This window comes from Njordella aestuarii, assembly GCF_056494165.1.
The window spans coordinates 1,227,639-1,245,576 of record NZ_CM151397.1; the positions used below are offsets into that span (position 1 = coordinate 1,227,639).

At 52.7% G+C, this 17,938-nt stretch carries 16 protein-coding genes; 11 read left to right on the top strand and 5 right to left on the bottom strand.

Annotation, left to right across the window (positions count from 1 at the left end):
* Positions 1-7: 7 nt before the first annotated feature.
* The 3 genes from nadA to rpmG form a co-directional block, all read right to left on the bottom strand.
* A complete protein-coding gene (gene nadA, locus SH451x_RS04790) occupies positions 8-1,150 on the bottom strand; it encodes a quinolinate synthase NadA (RefSeq protein WP_479361305.1) in 1,143 nt (380 codons plus the stop codon).
* A gap of 185 nt (positions 1,151-1,335) precedes the next feature.
* Positions 1,336-1,695 carry a hypothetical protein gene (locus SH451x_RS04795; RefSeq protein WP_479361306.1) on the bottom strand — a complete coding sequence of 120 codons (360 nt, stop codon included), beginning with the start codon at positions 1,693-1,695 and terminating at the stop codon, positions 1,336-1,338.
* A gap of 303 nt (positions 1,696-1,998) precedes the next feature.
* Positions 1,999-2,163, bottom strand: coding sequence for a 50S ribosomal protein L33 (gene rpmG, locus SH451x_RS04800; RefSeq protein ID WP_479361307.1), 165 nt, complete (start codon positions 2,161-2,163; stop codon positions 1,999-2,001).
* Positions 2,164-2,416: 253 nt separating this feature from the next.
* Between rpmG and SH451x_RS04805 the strand changes: the two genes are divergently transcribed.
* The 4 genes from SH451x_RS04805 (at position 2,417) to SH451x_RS04820 (ending at position 5,506) form a co-directional block, all read left to right on the top strand.
* Positions 2,417-3,016 carry a peroxiredoxin gene (locus SH451x_RS04805; RefSeq protein ID WP_479361308.1) on the top strand — a complete coding sequence of 200 codons (600 nt, stop codon included), beginning with the start codon at positions 2,417-2,419 and terminating at the stop codon, positions 3,014-3,016.
* Between the two features lie 61 nt (positions 3,017-3,077).
* Complete coding sequence (gene lipA, locus SH451x_RS04810; protein ID WP_479361309.1) at positions 3,078-4,013, top strand: lipoyl synthase; 936 nt, start codon at positions 3,078-3,080, stop codon at positions 4,011-4,013.
* 182 nt (positions 4,014-4,195) lie between these two features.
* The gene (gene scpB, locus SH451x_RS04815; RefSeq protein WP_479361310.1) at positions 4,196-5,056 is read left to right on the top strand and encodes an SMC-Scp complex subunit ScpB; all 861 of its coding nucleotides are present in this window, start codon (positions 4,196-4,198) and stop codon (positions 5,054-5,056) included.
* Positions 5,057-5,110: 54 nt separating this feature from the next.
* Complete coding sequence (locus tag SH451x_RS04820; RefSeq protein ID WP_479361311.1) at positions 5,111-5,506, top strand: hypothetical protein; 396 nt, start codon at positions 5,111-5,113, stop codon at positions 5,504-5,506.
* A gap of 365 nt (positions 5,507-5,871) precedes the next feature.
* Here SH451x_RS04820 and sthA read toward each other — a convergent pair whose 3' ends face one another.
* Complete coding sequence (gene sthA, locus SH451x_RS04825; RefSeq protein ID WP_479361312.1) at positions 5,872-7,260, bottom strand: Si-specific NAD(P)(+) transhydrogenase; 1,389 nt, start codon at positions 7,258-7,260, stop codon at positions 5,872-5,874.
* Between the two features lie 595 nt (positions 7,261-7,855).
* Between sthA and rpsR the strand changes: the two genes are divergently transcribed.
* On the top strand, positions 7,856-8,101 hold the full coding sequence (rpsR, locus tag SH451x_RS04830; protein WP_479361313.1) for a 30S ribosomal protein S18: 246 nt from the start codon (positions 7,856-7,858) through the stop codon (positions 8,099-8,101).
* Between the two features lie 159 nt (positions 8,102-8,260).
* On the opposite strand, the gene SH451x_RS04835 is transcribed toward rpsR, so the two are convergent.
* Positions 8,261-9,661 carry a hypothetical protein gene (locus SH451x_RS04835; protein ID WP_479361314.1) on the bottom strand — a complete coding sequence of 467 codons (1,401 nt, stop codon included), beginning with the start codon at positions 9,659-9,661 and terminating at the stop codon, positions 8,261-8,263.
* 908 nt (positions 9,662-10,569) lie between these two features.
* On the opposite strand from SH451x_RS04835, the gene SH451x_RS04840 reads away from it, so the two are divergent.
* The 6 genes from SH451x_RS04840 (at position 10,570) to SH451x_RS04865 (ending at position 17,891) form a co-directional block, all read left to right on the top strand.
* Entirely contained in the window at positions 10,570-12,297 is a 1,728-nt protein-coding gene (locus tag SH451x_RS04840) for a S41 family peptidase (protein WP_479361315.1), read from the top strand.
* Between the two features lie 327 nt (positions 12,298-12,624).
* Positions 12,625-13,059: a type II secretion system major pseudopilin GspG gene (gspG, locus tag SH451x_RS04845; protein WP_479361316.1), complete on the top strand. Its 435-nt coding sequence runs from the start codon at positions 12,625-12,627 to the stop codon at positions 13,057-13,059.
* Between the two features lie 91 nt (positions 13,060-13,150).
* Positions 13,151-13,771: a pilus assembly FimT family protein gene (locus SH451x_RS04850; protein ID WP_479361317.1), complete on the top strand. Its 621-nt coding sequence runs from the start codon at positions 13,151-13,153 to the stop codon at positions 13,769-13,771.
* Positions 13,768-14,295 (top strand): prepilin-type N-terminal cleavage/methylation domain-containing protein, encoded by a 528-nt coding sequence (locus SH451x_RS04855; protein ID WP_479361318.1) that lies wholly within the window; start codon positions 13,768-13,770, stop codon positions 14,293-14,295. The genes SH451x_RS04850 and SH451x_RS04855 overlap by 4 nt, the downstream gene beginning before the upstream one ends.
* Before the next feature lie 2 nt (positions 14,296-14,297).
* Entirely contained in the window at positions 14,298-15,434 is a 1,137-nt protein-coding gene (locus SH451x_RS04860; RefSeq protein WP_479361319.1) for a PulJ/GspJ family protein, read from the top strand.
* Between the two features lie 3 nt (positions 15,435-15,437).
* Positions 15,438-17,891, top strand: a complete 2,454-nt coding sequence (locus SH451x_RS04865; RefSeq protein ID WP_479361320.1) for a hypothetical protein — start codon at positions 15,438-15,440, stop codon at positions 17,889-17,891.
* Positions 17,892-17,938: the final 47 nt, after the last annotated feature.

Consider the following 17,938-nt stretch of genomic DNA (forward strand, 5'->3'; position numbering starts at 1 on the left):
TGGCCGGTTAGCGCTTGCTGACTTCCAGCATTCTTTCAAGAGCAACTGTAGACCATTTGGCGATTTCGGGATCGACTTCGATTTTATTGACAATCGTTCCAGCTTCCAGGTTTTCCAGCGCCCAGCACAGGTGCGCTAGGTCGATACGATACATCGTCGCGCACATACATACGACCGGTGATAGAAAGTGAATCTCTTGTTCAGGATGCTGATCTTTCAAGCGATTGACCAAATGGAGTTCTGTTCCAATTGCCCATTTGGTTCCAGCGGGGCTGTTCTTGACGGTTTCAATGATGCGGCTGGTTGAACCGGAGACATCTGCCAAGTCGTTGACTTCTTGTGGGCATTCTGGATGAACAAGAATCTTGATGTCCGGATCACGCTGGCGAAACTGATTCACATGCGCGGCCGTAAACATTTGGTGTACGCTGCAGTGACCTTTCCATAAAATAACTTTGCTGTCACGGATTTTATCTGGAGTGTTACCGCCCAATATTTCTGAGAATGGATCATAAACGGGCATCTGATCATTGGTGATGCCCATGCCTAGCGATGTATTACGCCCGAGATGTTGGTCTGGGAAAAAGAAAACGCGGCTCGTCTTGGCAAATGACCACTCAAGTACAGCTTTCGCGTTGCTGCTAGTGCATACGATACCGCCATGGCGACCACAAAATGCCTTCAGCGATGCCGCCGAATTAATATACGTGACAGGCGTGACATCGGACGTATCGATCACTTCGCCAAGCTGATCCCAAGCGTCTTCGACCTGCTGAATGGCAGCCATGTCGGCCATTGAGCACCCGGCGGCCATGTCCGGAAGAACGACATCGATCCGACGGCCTTGTCGGGCTTCTATTTTGTCGGGGCGATTCGAAAGAATATCAGCAGTCTCGGCCATGAAGTGCACGCCGCAGAAGACGATATATTTGCAGCTTAGACGCTCTGCTGCAGACTTACTGAGTTGATAGGAGTCTCCGCTCAGATCAGCGTGGGCGATCACTTCGTCTTGCTGATAATGGTGGCCCAGGATAACTAACTGGTCACCGAGACGCTCTTTTACTGCCCGGATCCGCGTGTTCAACTCTTCGTTTGACAGCGATCGATAGGGCGCGAAGGGGAAGTTTTCGGCTAGTGCTAGTTTGCTCATTGTTTTGCGTTGAATGCGAAGTCAGTAACCTTTAGATCGATCAATCAAACTGTTCGACGGCGGATCATTATCACCGAAATTCGTTTCGTCTGCGAGCCGAAGCGGCAAACGCTGGACGTTAAAAAAGCCAGCTGCACTACGCAACTGGCTTTTTGCGGTCTCCAGATTTTTGCATGCTGGCCGATTTAGAAGCGAATTCCGGGTCCGAATCCGCCATAACCAAACCCTGGGCCAATGCCCGGATAGCCGAAGCCGCCGGTTCCAATACCAATCGAGATACCAGATAGCCCGCCGTACGGTGCGCCGTATGGGCGGTAGAAACTGCTGTATCCGCCATAAGCGGGACGATACGCTGAATACGATGGAGCGCGATAAGCCGGCGCTCTATAAACGGGGGCCCTATAAACAGGAGCCGGTGCGGCGTACGAACGAATTGCAGCTCGTGCTACGCGTCGTGGCCAACCCGCGTCTGCTTCGCTCACGGTAAGTGGTCCAAAAACTAGAGCGACTGCGGCAACTACGCCACAAGATTTCTTAATAGACATTGTGTCTGTCCTCATGTTGATAACAAGATCGCGACGAATCGCGCCCCCCATTAATCGCTGCCCAAAAAGATTTGTTCGCCGAATACTCACCCGGCTGCAGCAGGAAGTGCTAAGTAGGAGGTGTAACGCAAGAAGCGTGCCGTTATGAGGGACTAGTAGTCCAGCAGGCACAAATAGAAAATCTTTGGGCCTGCGCAGCAAAAAGAGATGAGGCCTTCGATGTTATGGCAAAGGCCGTGGAGGCAGGGAGCCCGATATCCTCAACACCCATGGTGGTATTACCAACCATGGCCGTCGCGAAGACTACTTCTTCTTTTCGAGGTGGATCGTATGCTTGCGCAGTTTGGGGCAATACTTCTTGAGCGACAGCTTTTCACCGCCACTTTTACGAAGGATTGTGTAGTTGTAATCGCCCGTTTCCTGACATACGAGGAACACGGTTTCTTTCTTCTTCTTCGACTTGGCCATCTTTAAACCTTTGACACAATGCGTTGCCGTAATTGGCATGCTCGGGTCGGCTATTATTCAAAACTCTTGGATGCTTGCCAAGATGCATTTGACCAACTTGACGAATTAGCAACAATAGCTTGCGTATTTCAGGCGTTCGGCTAGCGTTAGTTTCGATCTGGACGCGGCAGAATGCCTGGACGTGTAAGCATTATTGGACAGTCTGTCTCCAAATTGACAACTGTTTCAACTGACAATTTTTGAAAGTCGTTCCATGTCCGTCTTAGTAAAGCGCCAAGCTCCTGACTTCAAGGCCACCGCCGTAATGCCAAATGGCCAGTTTGGAGAGATCTCACTTTCGCAGTACAAGGGAAAGTATGTGGTCCTCTTCTTCTATCCGCTTGATTTTACCTTCGTATGCCCGACGGAAATCATCGCGTTCTCCGATAGCATTAAAGCTTTTGAAGAGCTGAATGTGCAAGTGATCGGAGTCTCGATCGACAGTCATTTCTCGCACTTGGCTTGGCGTCAACTAGCACGCAACCAAGGCGGTTTGGGCGACATTGCCTATCCGCTCGTGGCAGATTTGCGCAAGACCATTTCCCGAGATTATGATGTTTTGGTGGATGATTCGGTTGCTTTGCGTGGGTTGTTTTTGATCGACAAGGACGGCATCGTTCGACACCAAACTGTCAATGATGACCCGATCGGTCGAAGCGTAGACGAAGCGATTCGTGTTGTGCGAGCATGGCAACACTTTGAAGTCCACGGTGAAGTATGTCCTGCGAACTGGAATTCAGGGAAAGCAACGATCAAGCCAACCGTGGATGGTAGTAAAGAATATTTCGGTTCGGAGTTCAGCAGTAAAGCGTAGTTGCTTTTGTTGAAGAGCCGATCTGGGGTCAGACTCCTTTCTGGAAATTAGTGATTTTCCGATGCAATTACCTGTTGTTCCCACCGATACCGAGCTTGAATCTTCAGGCAGCTGTGGCAGTGCTGTAGCTCCCATTTTCGAGCGTTCGGAACGGCTTCCTCCTTGGTTGCGACGGACTTTGCCGGCCGGAAATCAGAACTTCCGCACCAACCAGCTGATTGAAGAGCTCGGTTTGGAGACGGTTTGCGAAAATGCGAAATGTCCGAACAGAATGGAGTGCTATTCTCAGCAAACGGCGACGTTTATGGTGCTGGGGAACGTCTGCACGCGACCGTGTGGCTTCTGTGCTGTGTCGCGTGGCAAGCCGGAAGCGTTGGAGCTGGATGAGCCCGCGCGAGTGGCCGAAGCCGCGTTGCGGCTTGGTTTAAAGCATGTCGTGATCACGTCAGTGACGCGTGACGATCTGCCCGATGGCGGGGCTGAGCACTTCTGTGAATGCATCGTTGCCGTTCGGGAAAAGACGGGAGCGACCGTTGAAGTTCTGACGCCCGATTTTGTACAGCAGAAGCATGTGGTGCAGCAGTTTGTGGACGCGAAACCAGATGTCTTCAATCACAACATGGAAACGGTCCCACGGTTATATCGTCGGGTGCGGGGGCCTAAGAGTGATTATCGATGGACGCTTGAGTTGCTGCGCCAGATCAAGGCGGGGGATGCCGGAATCAAGACCAAGAGCGGTTTAATGCTTGGTCTGGGTGAAACTCGCGAGGAATTGCTTGATTGTTTGGCTGATCTTCTGCAAGCCGGCTGCGACTTCTTGACGCTGGGGCAGTACCTGCAACCGGGCAAGAAGTATCTCCCGGTGACTCGATATATTCCGCCGGAGGAATTTGACGAGCTGGGTAAACTTGCCAAATCGATGGGATTCAAGCAAGTTGCATCTGGACCTTTCGTCCGCAGCTCCTATCATGCACGCGAAATGGCAGAGCTATATTGAGGCGTGCCTGGGGGGCCGATCGGTTCCTCTGGAGTCAGGTATAGTTGCTGCGGCAAATTGCTTTCGTGGCATTTCGCGATATTTCATGGTGATGCGGCTATTGCTTTGTCATCAGGATGGCGATATACGGACTCTTGTGTCATGCGTTGAATGTGGCGGAGCGATTTCGGCGGGAATTGGGAATGCTTCAAACGTACTTATTAAAACATCCCGTCGTGAATGCCTGCCAAAGCGTGCGGCCCGCTGGAAGTGTCGCAAATTGGCGGCAGCAAGATCCAAAGCCAAGTGGTTACGGGATACGTTGTAGCTGGAGGCTGGAATCGCTCGCTGTCGGTGAAGCCGCTAGTGTTATCAGCAAGGCGGAAGGCCAACCGCTTTCGGAGCAAATTTACGAAGCAGAACTTAGCGATGAAGTAGCAATAGCAGCATCCGCCAAGCTCGACGAGCAGTTGTCGGAAGGCGAAAAAGCATTGCGAGCACGTCGCCGAGTCGAGGCTATATTGTTTTTGAGTCGCGATCCGCTGTCGGCTAGAAAAATTGCGGCTCTGGCCAGCTTGGCGGACGCCACACAAGCTCGTACACTGACCCGCCAATTGAATGAGCTGTATCGCGCAGAATCGCATGCTTTCCAGATTGATGAGTCAGCTGGAGGGTATGTAATGATGACCCGACCGCAGTTCGCTCGATGGCTGCGGCGGCTGGATCAGATTCCAGCCGACGTCAAACTTGGCCAGCCGGCACTCGAAACGCTGACAATCATTGCTTATCGGCAACCGGTTGTTCGAGCGTATATTGAGTCGGTGCGCGGTGCGAACTGCGACGAAGTTTTGCGGCAATTGTTAGAACGGGACTTAATTCGAATTGCTGGACGAAGTGAAGACTTGGGGCGTCCGTACTTGTACGGGACGACTAAACGCTTTTTACAGCTTTTTGGATTACGATCCTTGGAACATTTGCCGAAAAAAGATTGGGTTTTGGAATTGGACCTCCAGTTTGCAAATCCGTCGTCCGAGGATAGCATTCACGAAACAGAAACTGACTGATTGTTTGCCTACATTTTTTATTCTCAGAGAAGGTCGAAGTAGAAGGAGCCCGTTGTGAAGACGACTTTGATTTACCCATCTTGGCGCGCTAGCAGGTCCAAGTCATTCCGCGAAATTCTTCCATTGACGCCTGGCTTGAACGTAGTCGCGCGCGATGAAGATGATTTCGAAGACGAAGAGGAAGAGCTCGTCGACGATGACGACGACGAGGAAGACGAAGAATTCGAAGAGTTTGAAGACGATGAAGAAGAGGAGTTCGAGGACGACGACCTAGAGGAAGAGGAGTGGGAAGAAGTCGAAGACGAAGAAGAAGTCGACGATCCCGAGGCTGAGAAGGAAGAGGAAGACGAAGAAGCTGACGAATTCGAAGATGAAGAAGAATGGGAAGATGACGACGACGATTGGGATGACGATGACGAAGAAGATGAAGACGAAGAAGAGTGGGATTGATCTCGTCTAGTCAATTAGCGTCTCCGAAAGTCATGCGACTGGTTTAATTCAGCGTTAGATCGTCGCAATTCAACTGAACAAGGGCAGCTCAACAGGCTGCCCTTTCTCGTTCGTGGGGCAGGCATGTCTGGCCAAAGACGTTGCCACCGTTCAGACGCAGTTATCGCTAGTCTCAGTCGAGCGAAGATCCCCGAGTTGGTTTGTGACTCTCAATCTAACCAGGAAAGTCCTTTGGCAGGGACTGTTGCGAAAAGTTACGCCTGAGGCATTCGCAGCGGGTATCTGCCAGGCGGTAAGAGCGCAGCTCAAACAAAAAAGTTGATGCAGTACACCAGTGCTGAGTGCATTCGATCAGTCCGGTGTTGCTAAAACAAACGGTTGCGCCCATTGAGCGCTGCCACTCGGTATGCTTCGGCCATCGTTGGATAGTTGAATGTCGTGTTGATGAAATAGTCGAGCGTGTTGTGCGGAGCAGGCTGGCGCATGACGGCTTGACCAATATGAATGATCTCTGACGCGTTGGCTCCGAAGCAGTGGACGCCCAGAATTTCGAGCGTTTCACGATGGAATAATATCTTAAGAACTCCAATAATACTTCCCGTTATCTGAGCGCGAGCCAAGCTTTTAAATTGCGAATGGCCTACTTCGTACGGGATTTTGGCTTCGGTTAGTTCGCGTTCGTTTTTGCCGATCGAAGAGATTTCCGGGCTGGTGTAAATGCCGGTAGGGATATCGATTAGCCTGAGTTTGCTATCGCCTTCTCCGGTAATGTGCTGGGCAGCGGCACGACCTTGCATATAAGCCGCGCTGGCAAGCGAAGGATATCCGATCACATCGCCGACCGCGTAGATGTTGTCAACTTCGGTTTGGAAGAACTCATTGACTTTCAGGAGTCCGCGCGCCGACGGTTGGATGCCAATCTTTTCCAAGTCGAGGTCTTCGATGTTTCCGGATCGACCATTGGCCCAAAGCAAGACATCTGTTTTGACTTGTTTGCCACTTTGCAGATAAAGCACAACGCCATCGTCGCGGCCCTCTATCCGTTCAAATGTCTCGTCATGCCGAATCAAAACGCCGGACTCTCGGAGATGGTAGCTCAGGGCGTCGATAATCTCGTCGTCCAAAAACTCGAGCAGTTTGGAGCGTGTGTTAACCAAGTTAACTTTGATTTTCAGATTTCGCAGCATCGATGCGTACTCGCAGCCGATCACACCAGCCCCGTAGATGGTCACCGATTGTGGTTTGTACGAAAGATCTAAAATCGTATCGCTGTCGAAAACGCGAGGGTGGTTGAAATCTACGCCCGCGGGTCGGAATGGACGCGAGCCGGATGCGATCACGACCTTGTCAGCGTGCAACTGAAGCTCGTGGTCGATTTCTAGCGTGTTTGTGTCGAGGAAGCGAGCGTTGCCCTGGAAGACCGGAACATTGTTTCGTTCATAGAACGTTTGTCGCATCGACACTTGTTTGCTGATGATTGATCTGCTGCTGGCTCGCAATTGTGCAAGCGTTGGATTTGCGTGAATACCGAGGTCTTTTAAGATCGGATTGTTCATCGCATCCATGATGCTTTTGATCGAAAACCGCAGAGCTTTGCTGGGGATAGTCCCCTTATGAGTGCAATTGCCTCCGATTTTCTCAAGCCGTTCGATCACACCAACACGCAACCCGCCTTTGGCCAGTTGCATCGCTGCTCCCTCACCGCCGGGCCCGGCCCCAATGACCAAAACGTCAAATTTTTGTACATTTGCCATGGAAGAATCTCATACTTTTAAGTTGGCGTCGGTACGCTGAACATTCAACAAGCTTGGTGTTTGGCGTTTTGCCATGATGTAATCACCGCGCTTGCTGGCTACGTGATTCGCTCCGTCCATAGAGTCGTGGGAGAATCGACCAGAGACGTAAAAATCAGCTGCTGATATAGCAGCAATCGCACTTGGCGTAAATTCTAAAAACGAAGAAGCATGCGCGAACTACGCTCGCCGGGCCGATTGGCGACGTTGCTACTGCCATGCAGCAGGCGATCAAGTGAGCGTAAACGGCTTGTACCTAGTTATCGATTCTGGTTCGGCCTTGGAATGGCAAAACGCCCGTCGTAAACGCTGGGATGGGTGGTTCGGATCCACGCCCGCCGCAAAGTCGACCATTTTTTGCAGCAGAGCTACGATTTTTCATGAATTCGCGACTTGTGACCTTTTCGGTGTGGCGATATACTGCCGGGCCACTTTGTTCGCCAGCTGAGACGTTTTCGTAGCTGGCCTTGAAAATTCGCGAGGCGGTGCCTCAACTTTTTTGTAATCTCCCCAACCTGTTATGGCTGCATTTAAGCGTGGTTTGAAGAATAAGCCTATGCGTCGCCGAGCGCGTACGCGTACCAAGACTAAAAAACGAGATCCACTGTTCGTGGATGGCAAACGACCACGTCCAATGTATGTCGATTACAAGGACGTTGATCTTCTTTCCAAGTTGGTGAATCGACATGGCCGGATCGTTGGTCGTCGCAAGAACGGCTGCACCGCTGTTAGCCAGCATGCAATCACTAAAGCTGTCAAGCGAGCTCGTTTCATGGCCCTGATGCCATACGTTGCCGAGTAACCGCATATTTTCTGGTCGCGTTCGCGATTAGTTCATCGCTAAAGAAAAAGAGCCCATGGTTTTATATGACAAACCAGGGCTCTTTTCGTTTGTGGCCAATCAGTTTTTCAGGTGATTGGCGGGAGGATATTGTGTTTGGCTTGTGACGTCGGATCCGCTTTATCGAACTATTGGAGTCGACCGGCCATCTATAATTGCTTCGTGTGCCATGAAGACGCGATATTCACCCACCTGAATAGGGACCGCACGAATGCCAACTTCATCGCCTGTCGCTAACCCAAGTTCTTCGGCGGCTTGGATTCCGAAGTCAACTAAGTAGCGATCGCCGTTAGCTTCGACGACAGCAAAGGTGCGATCCGTTCCTGCTGTTGGGACAACACTAAGCTCCAGGATTTGAGCTGTGGTCGCTTCGCCCTGACGATTGATTTCCACGGCTTGTCCGCTGACCGTCAATTGTTCAGCAATGAGCACTTCTTGCTCACCTATCGTTTCAACGTAACCTTTCGCTCCGATTTCACCACCTTGGCTAATTTTGTCTAAGCCAGTCGTGGTGATCGGGCCCGCGTCCACAACAAACGTTTGGCCTTGATCCGATCGCACCTGGAGAATCCGATGTTCTTGATCATTGACGGTCGATGTCATTGTGTCGGCGACAGTTCCCTCAATGACAGAGCGACGCATGCCGACAGGCTTCTCGCCTGACCCTTCCGAAGCGGACTCGGAAGCACTCGCGTCGCCGTTGCCGTCTATTGCAGCAATATCTTCAGGCCGCAAACCTCCATCAAGCTCCACTGGCCGTCCTTCTTCCTGGCGTTTGGCGATAGCTTCTTCGCGCTGTTCTTGCCTTTCCTCGCGGGCTTCGATGCGAGCTTGCCGTTGTTCTGCTTGGGCTGCGGCAGCTTGGAAGTTGTAAGCTTCATATTCGTCAGGGATACCATCGTTATCACGATCGCGATATGTATGGTACTCGTCATAGAACCCATCATTGTTTAGGTCTTGGTATTGAAAGTAAGACCCGTATGGTGCTGCGCCGACTGCGCCCAACGGGTAGGAATAATAGTATGGCGAGTACGAGTAATAATCGTAGAAAAATGGGGTTCTTGCCGGATTCCGATAGCCGTAGCGTCCCCCGTGCTTGCGGCCTCGTCCGTCCGAACTGTCTTGCTCGTCAGGAGTTGTGTCGACGGGATTAGAGCGAACAATGCTGCGAGCCTGCGGCGACATACGATTTACGTTGTTTCGTTTAAGCATTGGATCGATCTGTTGCATCCACTGATTGTCGAAGTAGGGGCGAGCGTTCGTGGGAGTTGCCATATTGCGTCGCTGTGTGCTCGGGGCATTTGGTGTGTTGGGGGCACGGGTTGTGGCGGTTCCTCCACGAACAGCTGCAGCAGCCGCACCTGCGCCTTGACGCCCTGCTGCAGATGTTGGCGCGCTCCCGGTTGAGCGGGGTGACGAAATATTAGGCGCCTGCTGAGCAAGTGCCTCGGGTGCGTAGTTACAGCTAAGGGCAATCGCGGCGGCGATCGCTAAGCGACGTTTTTTGATTTGGATATTCATAATTGTTTCTAATTCAAGTGCTTGTAATGCTGGAATTTGGCCTGAGTCGTTCGGCGGTCAGAACCGAGCGAGTTCCACGTAGTAGTAAAAGAGCGTGACTAGGGCGATTGAGGCTACAAGCCGAGGTGGTAGCCACCAGTGATGTTGTTGAGCAGTCATTATGGTTACCTCTGCTTGGTAGTGATCTGGCTTGCTCAGCTAATCGAGAGCCGTGCGACCAGGCCGACTAATACCAGAGCAAATGGGCAAGCTGTGCTGGTTGGAATGCTGGCCTAGAGAATCTATCAAACGCAAACCGCGTTCCGGCATTTTGATGGATATGCGTGTCTCAAGTGAAATGTCAAAATGTGCGGGAAAAGCCTAGTGACGCGGCCCGTCGTCTGCCAGCACGACAGAAATATGGTTCATTTGCTTGCCGCTAGCGAAGCTGCCGCGTACAGTTGCTTGGAAGCTAATCCAGCAGCTACCTGCACCTAGCGTGTGCGTGGCTGTCAGAGGAGAAGCGCAGGACGCGCTTGGCGAGCCGATTGTTCTAAAAACAGTCGGCTGGCCGTCAAAGTCTCTAACGAATATCGCGTCCTTCCACAGTCGCTGTTCCCGCAAGGGTCATTGCCACTGTTGCTGTACGCATGTGCGGAACACCCTACGTAAAGATGCTTGGACTGCGTCAGGCAACACTTATGTCGAATGTACCGCGCTCTTGCGGTAGGACTACCGCAAGTTAATCGCTGGAATTTTGACCGTGCAATAAACGTGACTTATATTCCAAACGGTGAGAAGCCTAGCAGATCGCAGTGTCGCAACGGATTTGTCGAATCTCATCGCTTGCGGACTCATGCAGGTTGTCGCTCCAACGACTTTCCGACCTGGGTGAGAAAACAGCCCTCCTGCCAATCTGGGATTAAAGTATGCCGAGGAAGCTTTTTGGGTGCATGGTTGCACTTGCGTGGATGTTGCAATCTACGATCAGCCCACACTCACAATCCGCATTTGCGCAAGAAGTTCTGCAAACGCCCAGCGTCGAGCAGGCGATCGCGAACGGTCGCCAGCTGGAGATACAGCAACGTTGGCAAGAAGCGATCAATCATTACGAGAAATTACACCGAAGTTATCCGGACCGTGACGACGTTTATCGACGCCTGCAGATAGTTCGTATCCATCACGACGTCTGGCGGCGTTACACCGACCATACCTTTATTGAAACAGTCGATACGACGACACCGGAAACGGCTCTCAAGGCTCTCTCCGACATCCTGAGTAAGCTCGAGTTGTACTATGTAGATTCTGTCAAGCTTGAGGACTTGCTGCGAAACGGAACGGCGTTTTTAGAGACTGCTTTGACCGAGCCTGATTTCTTGAAGCACAGTGTGAGCCGAGTTCCTGCAAGCCAAATTGAAAACTTCCGCGCTAATGTACATCGCAACGTGCTCGGCAAACCGGTGCGTTCAGTTCAGGAAGCACAGTCGATCGTAGTTAAGGTTGCCAACCAAGCTCGCGATCAGATCGGTGCGTCACCAACTGCGGTAATTTATGAGTATATTGCTGGTGCGATTGGCTTGCTCGATCCTTACTCAGCTTTCCTAACCGCTGGTGAATACAATGAGATAATGTCCCAGATCGAAGGCAATTTGATCGGGATCGGTGTCGAATTGTGGGCAGACCAAGAAGACCTCGAAATCGTTGAAGTTTTCGAAGGTGGCCCGGCCCAACTGGCTGGCCTGCAAAGCGGAGATCGGCTCGTTAAGATCGATAACCACAGCGTGACAACTGTAGGAGCCAAGCGTGCTGCCGATCTGCTTCGCGGTCCTGAACTGAGCAATGTGTCGTTGACTTTCGAGCGAGCGGACGGCTCAGTCCACGAACGCCTGATTACTCGTCGGCGAATTGAAGTTCCTAGCGTTACAGACGTTAAAATTGCGGATCAACGCGATGGAATCGGTTACCTCCGAATCACTAACTTCCAAAAAACGACGCCAGGAGAAGTCGACGCGGCTTTGATCGACCTCACAAATCAAGGTATGCGAATGCTGGTCATTGACTTGCGGCGCAATCCTGGCGGGTTGCTGGATGCCGCCGTCGCGATAGCCGACCGTTTCCTTGAAAAAGGTGCCATCGTCAGCACGCGGGGACGCAACGGAGCAGAGAACCACAACTTCGCCGCTCACTTTGCTGGGACGACCAAGTTGCCGTTGACGGTGATTATTGATGAAGACAGTGCGAGTGCTAGCGAGATTTTTGCAGGTGCGATTCGCGACAACGAACGAGGACTGATAATCGGCCGAACTTCCTACGGAAAAGGGAGCGTGCAAGGCGTGTTTCATAATGAAACTGGCCATGGCGGAATCCGGCTTACTGTTTCCAAGTTCTTTGCACCAACCGGCTACGCCATCAGTTCGCGGGGTATCATTCCGCACATCGAACTCCCGCGAATCGACAGCCCTTCGGACCAGGATTCCCAGGAGGTGTTAGTTGCTAAGCCGGTCGCCACGGGTTCATCCGATCCGCTTTCACGCTCCGCCGCACGTCGCAATGAGCGTCTTCAAAAGGAAGTCGCCGACGATTTCGACATCCAGCGATCAGTCGCCGCTGCCAAGGACTATCTTGCCAAGATTGCTCCGCGGATGAGTTCGAACTAAACAGACCGGCTTTACCAGAGAACCCTGGAATTGCCGTAATACGGAAATGGCTGTCCTGGTTGACAGCTATTTTCGTTTCTGACGGGCTGCTCACCTCCGAATTGTCGCATTTTTCGGATAAAGTTGATTGCGACCAGGCTAATTGCGCTGTTTCGGTCGGTATTCCGCCTTTGGCTCATTACACTGGCCGCTCTGGTTAAGTAAAATTTCATTTCGGGCCAGATGTGGCGAAACATTGGACTAGCAAACTGGTTGGTAGATCTCTATCCGCGTAGTCCATGGTGGTTTGGCGGAAATGAATGAGTCTGTTTGAAGAGGAATATGATCGTGAGATTTAATAGTAGTAGCCGTTCTCGTGTACGTGGCCGTACCGCGCTTCGAACCGGTTTTACGTTGATAGAAGTACTGTTAGTCCTCGTGATTTTGTCCGTAATTGCTGGCCTTGTCGTCGTGAACATCGGCGGTCAGACAAATAGCGCGAACAAGCGCTTTACCAAGACCCAGATCGCGAATCTTGCGACCAAAGTCAACATGTATCAATTGAACGTAGGTTCATTGCCGACCGCTTTGAATGATCTTTACGAACAACCGAGCAATCTATCCGACCCTACCAAATGGGATCGAGTGATCGACAAGCCAGTGGGGAATGATCCATGGGATCGCCCTTACGAATACAAGATCACGGGCAGCGAATTCGAAATCCGTAGCCTTGGGCCTGATGGTCAAGCCAATACGGAAGACGACATCACCAACAAAGATTAGTTGTTGTCCGGTGGCTCGCGATTTAACTTTACCGTGGATGGGTCAACCATAAGGGACTTTGACCGCGCTTGCTTCAACCCCTCGCTTGGATATGAAACGCGCATTTACCCTTATCGAACTTATTCTGGTCCTTGTGATCCTTGCCGGCGCGACTGCGATTGCCGTTCCGACTTATCAAGGCTTCGTTGTCACCGCTCAGATCAATGACGCCGCACAACGAGTTGAGCTTGAGTTCGAGCGAACAAGACTGCTGGCTATTCGGACTGGGCAGATCCAGGTCATGCGGTTTATGGTCAATGACCGTCAAGCATCCACGCAGCCATGGCTGTCGGCTGATGATTCTGCAAACGCTTCAGGCGGCGCGACGATTATGGCTCAATCAGGGCAAATTCTAGCCACTGATGACGCCGGTGGAATTGCCTCAGTCGGTCTGACGACTAACAATTGGCAAGTCGAAGAATCTGTGATTTTCTCCGAGGCGCAGGTGATTGGCGACATGCGAAGTGCCGTGCAGATTGGCACGGCTACGCTTGCGACTGCTTCGACGGGTGGTTGGTCTAATCCCATTTTGTTTTATCCAGACGGTTCGACCAGCACGGCGCGTGTTGTGGTTCAGAATCGAAAAGGGCGGCGGATCGGTATCGAGCTTCGCGGCATTACTGGTTCGACACGTGTCATGGACTTAGTACCAGGCCAGGCGGTCCCACAATGAGCATGATTTTAGACATCGCAGATTATCCAGAAATGGATACCAAGCTTGCTCTTCGTCGCAAACCGCAACGCTTAAAGGTTGGCCGCCGTGGGCTCAGCCTGCTAGAAGTCGTTTTGGCGCTCGCCATTTTAAGTATGTCTGCAGCGCTGTTGGCGCAGATCATCCAGACGGCAACCGACAATGCATTGGGCTCTCGCGACACTTTACAAGCGAACTTGTTATGTGAATCCAAGCTGGCGGAGATTTCCGCGGGCGGGATTCAAATGCAGAGCAGTAACTGGGTCGCGATTACCGACCAAGTCGCCCTAACAAAGCCTTGGTACTATCGCATTGATGTTATACCAGCCAATATTCCTAACATGTTGGCAGTCACGGTATACATTGGCGATGAGTCTGCAGCTCTAAGCGGCACTAGAATCGCTGCGAGGTTAACAAAGCTCTTTATCGATCCAGCCCTGAACCTGGACGTGCCGGCAGATGCGGCGGCGACGACGGGAACTGGCGCAACCGGAACGGGGATCTGAGAATGACGCAATACACACATAGGTCTTGGAACGCTTCCATTCGATCACGCCTGGCTCAGGGTATGACGTTGATCGAAGTTCTGATCGCCCTATCGCTTACTGCGGTAGTTGCAAGTCTCGTGGGCGGACTGATGCAATGGTACGTGATGAATCAGACGCGAGCCGACAATACGTTTGAGCAGTTGCGGCTGGCGCGTATGATTCTGGCGATGATTTCCGACGATCTTCGGTCCACGGTACGTAACGAACCTTTTGATATCCAACCCCTAGTCGAGCTGATTCAGTCAAGCGCCGGCGGCGGAATGGGCGCTGGCGGTATGGGGGGCGGTGCTGCGGCTGGAGGTGGCGGAGGTGCCATGCCTGCCGGTGGCGCAGGTGGAGGTATGACTAGTGGAGGTATGACTAGTGGAGGTATGACTAGTGGAGGTATGACTAGTGGAGGTATGGGGACAGATCTGATGGGGCAGCTGGCTACGGATTCGTCCGGTACCGCTTCGACATCAATGCCGCCTGGTATTTATGGGTCAGAGACAGCGATTGAATTTGATATCACTAGGCCGCCTCGCCCCGACCAATACATCGTGCAGCAGACCGATATTGTCTCTGGCACGCTGACCGACCTGCCCTCCGATGTCAAAACAGTCAGCTATTTCGTCCAAGGAGAAACGATGGACGGCGTGCGTGATTCGCTGTCTGCGTTCGGCGGCGATGCTATGGATGCAAACCGCTCTAGCCTATCGCGAAGCGGGCTTGTACGCCGCTCGATTGCCCGAGTTGTACTTGAGCAAGCTTATACGAGCGGAACGATCGAACAAATTAATCGTACCGGAGAGCTCGTGGCGCCTGAAGTCGTCGGTTTGTCTTTCGAGTACTTTAATGGCACCGAGTGGATGCTGACGTGGGACTCTTCTACTCAAGGAATGCCATTTGTTATCCGCGTTACATTAGCATTGCAAGACCTTTCTACACCGCTTGAACAGCGCTTGAATGCTCCCGTGAATCTGACTATGACCGCACCGGCTACATTGCAGGAGAGCGGAGTTCGAATCTTTTCGACGCTGGTTCCGATTCCAGGGGCTGCTTTGGCGACACCGCCAGCATCAAGTACTGATAACGGATCGGCAGCAATGGGGCTTTAAACCATGAAAAAATCTCGCCGTACCGCAAAGAGTTACTACCGTCGCAATCAGTTGGCCACTCACGTTGAAACAGTGAAGTCGAGAAAACGCGGTTTCATTTTGTTGCTGGTCCTGCTTGTTGTGTCGGCCGTATCGCTCGCTGCGCTGGCTTTTTCTCAATCGATGCTTGCCGCGCGCGAAGAAAGCATTCTGCTTTCGCGATCAACGCAAGCTCGTGTTGCAGCCGAATCGGGCATCGATCACCTGAGACTCTTTTTGGCATCGCAACCATCAGCGCAAAATGATGCAGGCGGTTTATGGGATAATCCCAACTATTTCCAAGCAATCAACGTTTCTCAAGATGCTGATATCAATAACATCAGCAACTTTTCGATCATTGCTCCTGGACTAAACACAAACGGACAGTTGGAAGGGATTCGGTTCGGGCTACAAAACGAATCGGCCAAGCTAAATCTTAATGCCCTGGCGGCAGTCGATAAAGCCTTCGGTGCGTTAACTTCGCTCACTGGCGGGAACGTTGACTCAAGTGCGCTCTCTTCTTTAGGTCTGCCTAGTGAGTTAAGTGGTTCCGTGGCAGGCATGGCTGGCGCAAGCGGCGGCGGAATTGGACGAGGGCTTCTGATGGGCTTGCCAGGAATGACAGAAGACGTCGCCGATAGTATTCTCGACTGGATCGACGAAGACAGTGAAGCACGCGAGTTTGGAGCTGAAGAAGAGTATTATCAACAACTCCCGAATCCTTACCGACCTTCGAACAAGGCGCTAATGAGCATCGAGGAATTATTGTTAGTGCGAGGTGTTACGCCGGAGCTACTCTTTGGGCTCGATCAGAACCGCAATGGAGTGCTTGATCCAGGTGAGATGAATATGACCGGGCTCGCAACTCCAACCGCAGGCACGAGTACCATTTCGACAAGTACCTCGAGCATGATGGGGGCCGAGCAACAATCGATGCTAGGCTGGGCTCCCTTCCTGACGCTTTATTCTCGTGAGAAGAATGCAGATCTCTCCGGAAACCCACGGATCAACATCAACTCGGAAGATCTGGAGACACTCCAAACCGATTTACAAGCGGTGATCACCAACGAAGACTGGGTTTCCTATATTCTGGCCTATCGAATCTATGGACCTGCCAGTGCGTCTGCCGGTAATTCAAATGGCGGCGGCCAGGGTGGCGGCGGCCCAGGTGGCGGCGGTCCGGGCGGCGGTGGTCCAGGCGGCGGCGGCCCAGGTGGCGGTGGTCCAGGTGGCGGTGGTCCAGGTGGCGGTGGTCCAGGTGGCGGTGGTCCAGGTGGCGGTGGTCCAGGTGGCGGCGGTCCAGGCGGCGGTGGTCCAGGTGGCGGCGGTCCAGGCGGCGGCGGTCAAGGAGGGGGCAGGCCAGGTGGTGGCGGCGGTGGCGGACGTCCTGGAGGTGGAGGCGGTTTGAGCTTCTTGCCTTCGACGCTGCACTATTCGAATTTTGCTGAACTGATCCTCGCTTCAAAACTCGCTCCCTTTGCTGGGTTTGCAATCGTTGTAGCTGATACGGCTTCCATGAATTTCACTCCGCCTGGCCGGTTGGTCTTCTTGCAACAACCTGGCGGCGGTGGCCAGGGTGGAGGAGGACGAGGCCAAGGTGGCGGTGGTGGTCAAGGTGGAGGAGGACGAGGCCAAGGTGGCGGCGGCGGCCCAGGCGGAGGCGGGCGCGGCGGTGAAGGCGGCGGTCGCGGTGGCGAAGGTGGCGGTCGCGGCGGGCGTGGCGGAGAACAAGGCGGCGGAGGCTTTGGCGGTGGTGGTCAAGGAGGTGGCGGACAAGGAGGAGGCGGTGGTGGTGCAGCAGCGCCCATAACGAAAGCTTGGTCGGCTTCGGCAGCGGATCTAGACCTGACCAGCGGCGGTTCGAACTCCTACGGCCAAGTCCTCGACCTGATTGGTTCGAGCATCATGATCGACGAGAACGGCCAGCAGACAATTTATACTTCGCCGTTTGCGAACGACCCTGTAGCAATGGCGGCTTACATGCCAGCCTTGATGCAGTTCCTTACCGTTTCAACTTCGCCAGCACTACCCGGACGAATCAACTTGATGCAGGCACCTCGCGAAATCCTTGCTGGCTTGCCCGGCATGACACAGGAGACAATCGATTCGCTCATCAGCGCGCGTGCGCAGCAATCTGATAGCGAGAATCGTCAGTTCGAAAGCTGGCCGATGGTGGAAGGCATTATCAGTCTCGAGCAAATGCGACAATGGGCACCTTTGCTCACCAATGGCGGCAGCGTGTATGCTGCCCAGGTCATTGGCTATTTTGAACAGGGAGCAGCGTTTGCGCGTATCGAAGTCATCATCGATTCGACTGAATCGCCCGAATCGCCTCCAAAAATCGTATCGTACCGACGGATGGATCACTTGGGACGTGGCTTTGATGCTGCGACGCTTGGGCAACGTGCCCTCATGAGCAGCATGGGCATTACCAATTGATGGTAAGGCAATCTTGGAAGTTACAGGTCGATTCCATCAATTTCGAA

Coding starts and splice junctions, on each gene's coding strand:
- SH451x_RS04795 (WP_479361306.1), bottom strand. CDS start 1,695: ATGTCTATTAAGAAATCTTGTGGCGTAGTTGCCGCAGTCGCTCTAGTT.
- lipA (WP_479361309.1), top strand. CDS start 3,078: ATGCAATTACCTGTTGTTCCCACCGATACCGAGCTTGAATCTTCAGGC.
- SH451x_RS04865 (WP_479361320.1), top strand. CDS start 15,438: ATGAAAAAATCTCGCCGTACCGCAAAGAGTTACTACCGTCGCAATCAG.
- rpmG (WP_479361307.1), bottom strand. CDS start 2,163: ATGGCCAAGTCGAAGAAGAAGAAAGAAACCGTGTTCCTCGTATGTCAG.
- rpsR (WP_479361313.1), top strand. CDS start 7,856: ATGCGTCGCCGAGCGCGTACGCGTACCAAGACTAAAAAACGAGATCCA.
- SH451x_RS04850 (WP_479361317.1), top strand. CDS start 13,151: ATGAAACGCGCATTTACCCTTATCGAACTTATTCTGGTCCTTGTGATC.
- SH451x_RS04840 (WP_479361315.1), top strand. CDS start 10,570: ATGCCGAGGAAGCTTTTTGGGTGCATGGTTGCACTTGCGTGGATGTTG.
- sthA (WP_479361312.1), bottom strand. CDS start 7,260: ATGGCAAATGTACAAAAATTTGACGTTTTGGTCATTGGGGCCGGGCCC.
- SH451x_RS04835 (WP_479361314.1), bottom strand. CDS start 9,661: ATGAATATCCAAATCAAAAAACGTCGCTTAGCGATCGCCGCCGCGATT.
- SH451x_RS04860 (WP_479361319.1), top strand. CDS start 14,298: ATGACGCAATACACACATAGGTCTTGGAACGCTTCCATTCGATCACGC.
- nadA (WP_479361305.1), bottom strand. CDS start 1,150: ATGAGCAAACTAGCACTAGCCGAAAACTTCCCCTTCGCGCCCTATCGA.
- SH451x_RS04805 (WP_479361308.1), top strand. CDS start 2,417: ATGTCCGTCTTAGTAAAGCGCCAAGCTCCTGACTTCAAGGCCACCGCC.
- SH451x_RS04855 (WP_479361318.1), top strand. CDS start 13,768: ATGAGCATGATTTTAGACATCGCAGATTATCCAGAAATGGATACCAAG.
- scpB (WP_479361310.1), top strand. CDS start 4,196: ATGCTTCAAACGTACTTATTAAAACATCCCGTCGTGAATGCCTGCCAA.